This is a genomic window from Piscinibacter sp. (assembly GCF_050175855.1).
GTDB lineage: Bacteria > Pseudomonadota > Gammaproteobacteria > Burkholderiales > Burkholderiaceae_C > Piscinibacter.
On record NZ_JBFXIO010000249.1, the window covers coordinates 1 to 7,816 of the forward strand.

Annotated in this window: 7 protein-coding genes; 5 read left to right on the forward strand and 2 right to left on the reverse strand. The window is 69.8% G+C overall.

All coding sequences use genetic code 11. The annotated features are described in order from the left end of the window. From AB7U92_RS17510 to AB7U92_RS17530, 5 genes are all read left to right on the forward strand, one after another. Positions 1–176 (forward strand): helix-turn-helix domain-containing protein (locus AB7U92_RS17510; protein ID WP_428579731.1); only part of this gene is annotated, 176 nt, incomplete at its 5' end. Between the two features lie 140 nt (positions 177–316). Continuing rightward, on the forward strand, positions 317–1,576 hold the full coding sequence (locus AB7U92_RS17515) for a hypothetical protein (RefSeq protein WP_428579714.1): 1,260 nt from the start codon (positions 317–319) through the stop codon (positions 1,574–1,576). Between the two features lie 21 nt (positions 1,577–1,597). Further along, positions 1,598–2,704 (forward strand): quinolinate synthase NadA, encoded by a 1,107-nt coding sequence (nadA, locus tag AB7U92_RS17520; protein WP_428579717.1) that lies wholly within the window; start codon positions 1,598–1,600, stop codon positions 2,702–2,704. A gap of 2 nt (positions 2,705–2,706) precedes the next feature. Further along, complete coding sequence (nadC, locus tag AB7U92_RS17525; protein ID WP_428579720.1) at positions 2,707–3,573, forward strand: carboxylating nicotinate-nucleotide diphosphorylase; 867 nt, start codon at positions 2,707–2,709, stop codon at positions 3,571–3,573. A gap of 76 nt (positions 3,574–3,649) precedes the next feature. Further along, positions 3,650–3,937: a late competence development ComFB family protein gene (locus tag AB7U92_RS17530; protein ID WP_428579723.1), complete on the forward strand. Its 288-nt coding sequence runs from the start codon at positions 3,650–3,652 to the stop codon at positions 3,935–3,937. 7 nt (positions 3,938–3,944) lie between these two features. Here the strand turns inward: AB7U92_RS17530 and AB7U92_RS17535 are convergent, their stop codons facing one another. Both AB7U92_RS17535 and AB7U92_RS17540 read right to left on the reverse strand, forming a co-directional pair. Continuing rightward, positions 3,945–7,019, reverse strand: coding sequence for an efflux RND transporter permease subunit (locus AB7U92_RS17535; protein WP_428579725.1), 3,075 nt, complete (start codon positions 7,017–7,019; stop codon positions 3,945–3,947). A 16-nt stretch (positions 7,020–7,035) separates the two neighbouring features. Continuing rightward, positions 7,036–7,816 (reverse strand): efflux RND transporter periplasmic adaptor subunit (locus tag AB7U92_RS17540; protein ID WP_428579728.1); only part of this gene is annotated, 781 nt, incomplete at its 5' end.

Genomic DNA, 7,816 nt, shown 5'->3' on the forward strand with positions numbered 1-7,816 from the left:
GCACGAGCTTCGTGCAGTGGCGCCACCAGGTCCTGCTGGCCCATGCGGTGGCGCTGGCGGCACGCCGGCTGCCGATGGCCCACATCGCCGCCGAACTCGGCTACGCGAGCGCCAGCGCCTTCACGGCCATGGTGCGGCGCACCCTGGGCGCACCGCCGACGCAGTTCTTCGCCTGACCCCCCGGGATCCAGGGGCACGGCCGTGACGCCTTGCAACACTTCTTCCATCTGCCGCGAGAATGCGCGCTTGCGGTTGAACGTAGGCTGATCGAGACGCGGAACGCGCACATTCCGGCCCGCCGCATCGGAGGAACACCATGCTCAAGTCCCTGTTCGGCGAACTCGGCCCGGCCGAAGATCCGCGCCTGCGCGCGGCCACCCCCGACGAGACCGACGGCGGCTTCGCGGCCACGGCGATCCTGGAGAGCGTGGCCACCGAGGTCAACGAGCGCGGCCAGATCGTCGACCGCCACCTGCGCGACCTCGTCGTCACCGGCTCTGCGGCCGCCGCCATCCGCGAGCACTTCGCCGCCACCCGGGCCGACCTGGGCACCGCCACCCGGCAGATCACCCTGCTCGACCCGACCGGGGTGTGGGCCTCGGCGGTGATCAAGGCGCTGTCGGACGCCGGCGGCCAGCCGGTGGAGCGGCTGCACCTGCGCGAGCACACCACGCTGAAGACGCTGGCGGTGATCGAACGCACGAGCCTCGTGCGCCGCCACGAGGAGAAGCTCAACCTCTACCACGCCGACGTGCGCTCGCCCGGACAGGACACCGCCGAGATCCCGGTGGCGCTGATGGAGCGCAGCCACCTCACCGCGGTGATCGTCGGGCCGATGCAGCCGCACGCCATCGACGCCCTGCTCGCCTCGCTGGCCGATGCGACGCAGCTGCCCGGCTGGCGCTGCCCCAACCTGCTGTTCATGCTGCCGCCCAACGCGGTGTGGATCGCCAACAAGATTGCCGCGGTGCGCTGGCCCGAGCGCGTGAACGTGCACGTGATCGACGAGCCGCTGATCAGCGCCTCGGCGGTGTGGAATGCCATGCTGGGCATCTGGAACCTGGTCAAGCTGCAGCCGGCGTGGGACGCGCCGGCCGCCGCGGCGACGCAGGAGTTTCCCTTCAAGGTGGCCGACCTGTCCCGCCCGGCGCAGCCGACCCGGCCCGCGGCTGCAGCGCCCGTGGCGCGGCTCGGACGTGCGGTGCTCGACCCGGCGCGCGCTCGACAGGCCCTGGCCGACATGCTGCCGCTGGAGGGCATGCTGGGCTGCGCGGCGGTGGACGCCACCACCGGCCTGGTGCTGGCCCGCGAACTGCGCGAAGACCAGCCGGTCGACATGGACGTGATCGGCGCCGCCTGCGCCCAGATCCTGCGCGAGCACCGCCAGGGCTCCGGCTCGATGGGCCTGGGTGGCCCGGTCGAGGAAATCATGACCAGCACCAGCGCGCGGCAGATGGTGATGCGCGTGATCTCGCGCTATCCCGATGTCTTCGTCGTCTGCCTGCTCGATCGCCAGCGCACCAACCTGCCGCTGGCGCGCTACAAGCTCATGGAGCTCGACAAGGCATTGCTCTGAGGAGGCGGCTACCATCGCCGCATGAGCCAAGTCCTTTTCGATTACACGCGGCAGGACGCCAGCGGAGGCAGCTGCACCGCGCATGCCTGGGCCAAGGTGCCCGAGCCGCTCTCCCCCACCGAGCGGGCCGACTGGAAGGCGCGCGCCGCCGCGCTGCTGAAGCAGCACGGCGCGGTGCTGGTGGCGCACTACTACGTCGACGGCGACCTTCAGGACCTGGCGCTGGAGACCGGCGGCATCGTCGCCGACTCGCTGGAGATGGCGCGCTTCGGCCGTGACCATGCCGCGAAGACGCTGGTGGTGGCTGGCGTGCGCTTCATGGGCGAATCGGCCAAGATCCTGTCGCCCGACAAGCGGGTGCTGATGCCCGACCTCGACGCCACCTGCTCGCTCGACCTCGGCTGCCCGCCCGATCAGTTCGCCGCCTTCTGCGACGCCCACCCCGACCGCACCGTCGTCGTCTACGCCAACACCAGCGCCGCGGTGAAGGCCCGCGCCGACTGGATGGTGACGAGCTCCTGCGCGCTGCAGATCGTCAACCACCTCAAGGATCGAGGCGAGAAGATCCTCTGGGCGCCGGACCGACACCTCGGCCGCTACATCCAGGAGCAGACCGGCGCCGACATGCTGGCGTGGCACGGCGAGTGCATCGTGCACGACGAGTTCAAGGGGCTGGAGCTGGAACTGCTCCGCCGCGAGCACCCCGACGCCAAGGTTCTGGTGCACCCGGAGTCGCCACAGAGCGTGGTGGCGCAGGCCGACGTGGTGGGTTCCACCACGCAGATCCTCAACGCCGTGCTCAAGAGCGACGCCAAGACCTTCATCATCGCCACCGACAACGGCCTGATGCACCGCATGCGCCAGCTCGCCCCGGGCAAGACGCTGCTGGAGGCGCCCACCGCCGGCCGCAGCGCCACGTGCAAGAGCTGCGCGCACTGCCCCTGGATGGCGATGAACGGCCTGCGCGGCGTGGTGCACGCACTGGAAAGCGGCGATGGCGAGATCCATGTCGAGGAAGGCATCCGCGCCAAGGCGCAGGGCTGCATCGAGCGCATGCTCGACTTCACCGCGAAGAACGCGGCGGCGCTGGCGCAGCCGGCCTTCGTGAAGCACATCGGCCCGGCCTGACCATGTTCGAGCTCGACGAGACGCTGGAGCAGGCGCGCGCGCGCAACATCCGCGACGCCCTGGCCGAGGACATCGGGCGCGGCGACTGGACGGCGATGCTGGTCCCGGAGAAGCAGCGCGTGCGCTCGCGGGTGATCGTGCGCGACGACGCCGTGCTGTGCGGCCGTGACTGGTTCGACGGCACCGTGCACGCGCTCGACTCGGCGGCGCGCATCGACTGGAAGGCCGCCGAAGGCGAGCGCGTGAAGGCTGGCGCCACGCTGTGCGAGATCGAGGCGAACGCCCGCGCCCTGCTCTCCGCCGAACGACCGGCGCTGAACTTCCTGCAGCTCCTGTCGGCCACGGCCACGCAGACGCGCGCGCACGTCGACGCCATCGCCGGCGCCTCGCCGAACCCGCGCGGCTGCGCCATCCTCGACACGCGCAAGACGATCCCGGGGCTGCGCCAGGCGCAGAAGTACGCGGTGCGCGTGGGCGGCGGACGCAACCAGCGCCTGGCGCTGTGGCACGGCATCCTCATCAAGGAGAACCACATCGCCGCGGCCGGCGGCATCGCCCGGGTGCTGGCCCAGGCGCGCGCCCTGAACGCCGGGGTGGAGATCCAGATCGAGGTCGAGACACTGGCCCAGCTGAAGGAAGCGCTCGAGCACGGCGCGACGAGCATCATGCTCGACAACTTCGCGCTCGAGGCGATGCGCGAGGCGGTGGCGATCAACGCCGGCCGTGCCGAGCTGGAGGTGTCGGGCGGCGTACAGCTCGAGCAGTTGCGATCGATCGCCGCCACGGGCGTCGATCGCATCTCGGTCGGCGCGCTGACCAAGCACGTACAGGCGATCGACCTCTCGATGCGCGTGGTCGAGCGAGTCTGAGCATCCCCGGAATTGCGCCGCCGCGCCGGCGCTTTTCCAGACTCCGGGGCGTGCAGGCCCGCCGACACTCGCCGGCATGAGCGCCGACTTCACCTCGATCCAGAACTTCCACGAGCGGGCCGTCTTCGAGGCGGTCGAGAAGCGCGCCGGGCGCTTCGCGCACCTGGCCACGCCCGAACTGCTGGCCGACGTGGCCTGCGTGGCACTGAACCGCCTGCCGCCGCGCTACATCCGCCACGAGGTGGATTTCGCCTTCTACCTGACGGAGAAGGAGCGCGCCGCCAATGCGAAGCTGGTCGACGACGCGGTTCAGTTCGCCTTCGAGTTCGTGCAGGCGCGCAAGGCCATGAAGGCCCGCACCTAGACGAAGTTCAGTGCGCCGGCGCCGCTTCCGTGGCTTCCGGCGTGGTGATCTCCCCCGGCACCGACTTGCGCGCGAACAGCGTGTACACCGTCGGTACCACGAAGATCGTGAGCAGCGTGCCGAAGCTCATGCCACCGACGATCACCCAGCCGATCTGCTGGCGGCTCTCGGCGCCGGCACCGCTGGCCAGGGCCAGCGGCAAGGCACCGAGCACCATCGCCGCGGTGGTCATCAGGATGGGCCGCAGGCGCAATGCCGCCGCTTCCGTCACCGCCGCGTGGATGTCGCGGCCCTGCTGGCGCAGCTGGTTGCTGAACTCGACGATCAGGATGCCGTGCTTGGTGATCAGTCCCACCAGCGTGATCAGGCCGATCTGCGAATAGACATTGAGCGTACCGCCGGTCAGGTGCATCGCGCCGAGCGCGCCGACCATCGACAAAGGCACCGCCAGCATGATGACCAGCGGGTCGACGAAACTCTCGAACTGCGCCGCCAGCACCAGGAAGATGAACAGCAGCGCGAGCACGAACACCAGGCCGAGCGCGCCGCTGGCAGCGCGGAACTCACGCGACACACCGTTGAGCTCGGTGGTATAGCCCGGCTTGAGCACCTTGGCCGCCGTGGCATCCATGAATTGCAGCGCCTCGCCGAGCGCGTAGTCCGGCGCCAGATTGGCGGTGATGGTGACCGAGCGGCGCTGGTTGAAGTGGTTGAGTTCGCGCGGGCTCACCGACTCCGTCACCTTCACCAGCGCGGACAGCGGCACCATCGTGTCGCCGCGGCCGCGCACGAACATGCGCTCGATGTCCTCCGGTGTGGTGCGACCCCGGCTCTCGGTCTGCACGACGACGTCGTACTGCTCGGCGTCGCGCTTGTAGCGCGTGACGTTGCGCCCGCCGAGCATGGTCTCGATGGTGCGCGCCACCTGCTCGACGGCGATGCCCGCGTCGGTCGCGCGGTCGCGGTCGACCTCGATGAAAAGCTCCGGCTTGTTCATGCGCAGATCGATGTCAGGCTGCACGATGCCCGGGTTCTTCGTCATCTCGGCGACCATCTGCTGCGCCACCTGCGCCATGTTGGCGTAGCTGTCGGAGCTGACGATGACGAAGTTGATCGCCCGCTCGCGGAAACCCTGGCCGAGCGAGGGCGGCGTCACCGGAAAGGCCGACACGCCGGGCAACCGCGCGAAACGCGGCTGCAGATCGCGCGCGAGATCGCTGGTCTTGCGCTCGCGCTCTGTCCAGTCGACCGTGCGCAGGATGGCGATGCCCTGCGAGACGGTCGGATTGCCGGTGATGACGAAGACGCGGTCGAACTCGGGGTACTCCATGCCGACGCGCTCGATCGCCTGCATGTAACGCTGCGTGTACTCCAGCGTGGAGCCGTCCGGAGCGTTCACGGAGGTGAAGATCACGCCGCGGTCTTCCACCGGCGCCAGTTCGCTCTTGGTGTTCTTGAACAGCCAGGCGCTTGCCGCGCCCGAGGCCACCATCACCAGGATCACCAGCCAGCGGCGCATCAGCACCCAGCGCAGCGCGGCCTCGTAGCGCGCGCCGAGACCGGCCAGCGCCGCCTCCATCAGGCGGTCGAAGCGGCTCGGCGCAGGCTCGTGGCGCAGAAGCTTGCTGCACATCATCGGCGTCAGCGTCAACGCCACGAAGCCGGAAACGATCACCGCGCCGGCCAGGGTCAGCGCGAACTCCACGAACAGCCGCCCGGTGCGCCCCGGCGTGAAGGCCAGCGGCGCATACACGGCCGCCAGCGTCATGGTCATCGCCACCACCGCGAAGCCGACCTCCCGGGCGCCCTTCAGCGCGGCCTGGAAGGGCGTGAGCCCCTCCTCGACATGGCGGTAGATGTTCTCGAGCACGACGATGGCGTCGTCCACCACCAGGCCGATGGCGAGCACCAGCGCGAGCAGCGTCAGCGTGTTGATCGTGAAGCCCACCGCGGCCATCAGCGCGAAGGCCCCGATCAGGCTCACCGGGATGGTCACCAGCGGGATGATCGATGCGCGCAGCGTGCGCAGGAACAGGAAGACCACCAGCGCCACCAGCACCACCGCCTCGGCGATGGTGGTGTAGACCGACCTGATCGACCGGTCGATGAACACCGAGTTGTCGTTGGCCATGCGCACCGTCACGCCGGCCGGCAGGTCCTGCTGGATGCGCGGGATCACCTCGCGCACGCCGGAAGCCACCTCCAGCGGGTTGGCGGTGGCCTGACGGATCACGCCCATCGACACGGAAGGCACGCCGTTCAGGCGGACGCTGGAGCGCTCGCTGGCCGGCCCTTCCTCGATGCGCGCCACGTCGCGCAGCCGCACCACGTGGCCGCTGGCGGTCTTCAGTGCGATCTCGCCGAACTGCGCCGCGGTCGTCAGGTCGGTGCGCGCGGTGACGCTGAATTCGCGTTGCTGGCTCTCGATGCGGCCGGCCGGAACCTCCAGGTTCTGCCGGCGCAGCGCGTCCTCCACGTCCTGCACGGTCAGGCGGAAGGCGGCGAGCTTGTCCGGATCGACCCACACACGCATCGAGAACAGTCGGTCGCCGTTGATGCGCACCTCGGCCACGCCCGGCACCGTCTGCATCCGCGGCTTGACGATGCGATTGATCAGGTCGGTGATCTCGAGCGACGAGTGGGTTTCGCTGCTGAAGGCGATCCATACCGTGGGCGTGGCGTCGGCCTCGACCTTGTTGATCACCGGCTCGTCGATCGCGTCGGGCAGCCTGGCGCGCACGCGCGAGACGCGGTCCCGCACGTCGGCCGCGGCGGCTTCCGGGTTCTTGCTCAGCTTGAAGCGCGCGGTGATCTGGCTCTGCTCGGAACGCGACACCGAAGTGATGATGTCGATGCCTTCGATGCCGGAGATGGAGTCCTCCAGCGGCTTGGTGACCTGCGACTCGATCACCTCCGACGAGGCGCCGGTCAGCCGCGTGGTGACGTTGACCACCGGTTCGTCGATGCGCGGGTACTCGCGCACCTGCAGGCCGTTGAAGGACACGGCGCCGACGAGCACCAGCATCAGCGACATCACCGTCGCGAACACCGGGCGGCGGATCGAGGTCTCGGACAGCTTCATCGCCCCGGTCTCCCGCTCAGGCCGCCGAACGCACCGCCGAGGCCGGCCGTGCGGGGGCGCTGGCGGCGGACGGCGGCGCGGAGCTCGCACCGACCTCCACCACCGTCACCGGAAGGCCGTCGCCGCGCAGCAGCCGGGCCTGCCCGGCGGTGACGACCATGTCGCCGTCGGCCAGGCCTTCGAGGATCTCGACGCGCCCGGGCACGCGCAGCCCGATGCGCGCCTCCAGCCGTTGCGACACCTTGCCCTGCGGTCCGTCGACGACCTTGATCAGGTACTGGCGGCCCCCTTGCGGCACGAGCGCCTCTTCGGGCACCAGCACGGCCCGCTCGCGAATGGCGAAGACCGTGCGCGTGCGCGCGAACATGCCGGCTTTCAGCTCCGCCTTTGGATTGGGCAGGCGCGCACGAACGAGCAGCGAACGTCCGTTGGCGTCGACCTGCGAGTCCACCGCGTCGATGCGGCCCTGGAAGCTGCGGCCGGGCAAGGCATCCACCTGCACGTCCACCGGCTGGCCGATCTTCAGCCGTGCCAGATAGCGCTCCGGCAGACGGAAGTCCACCGACATCGACGACGCATCCTCGATGTTGACGAGGTCGGCGCCGTCCTTGACATAGTCGCCGACGTTCACCGTCGCAATGCCCGCCACGCCGTCGAAGGGCGCAACGATGCGCATCCGCTCGGCCTGCGCACTGGCCAGTGCCACCTGGGCCTCGGCCACCTCCAGCGCCGCGGCGCTCTGGTCGACCGCGCTGGCGCTGACGAAGTTCTGCGCCAGCAGCTCGCGGTTGCGTTCC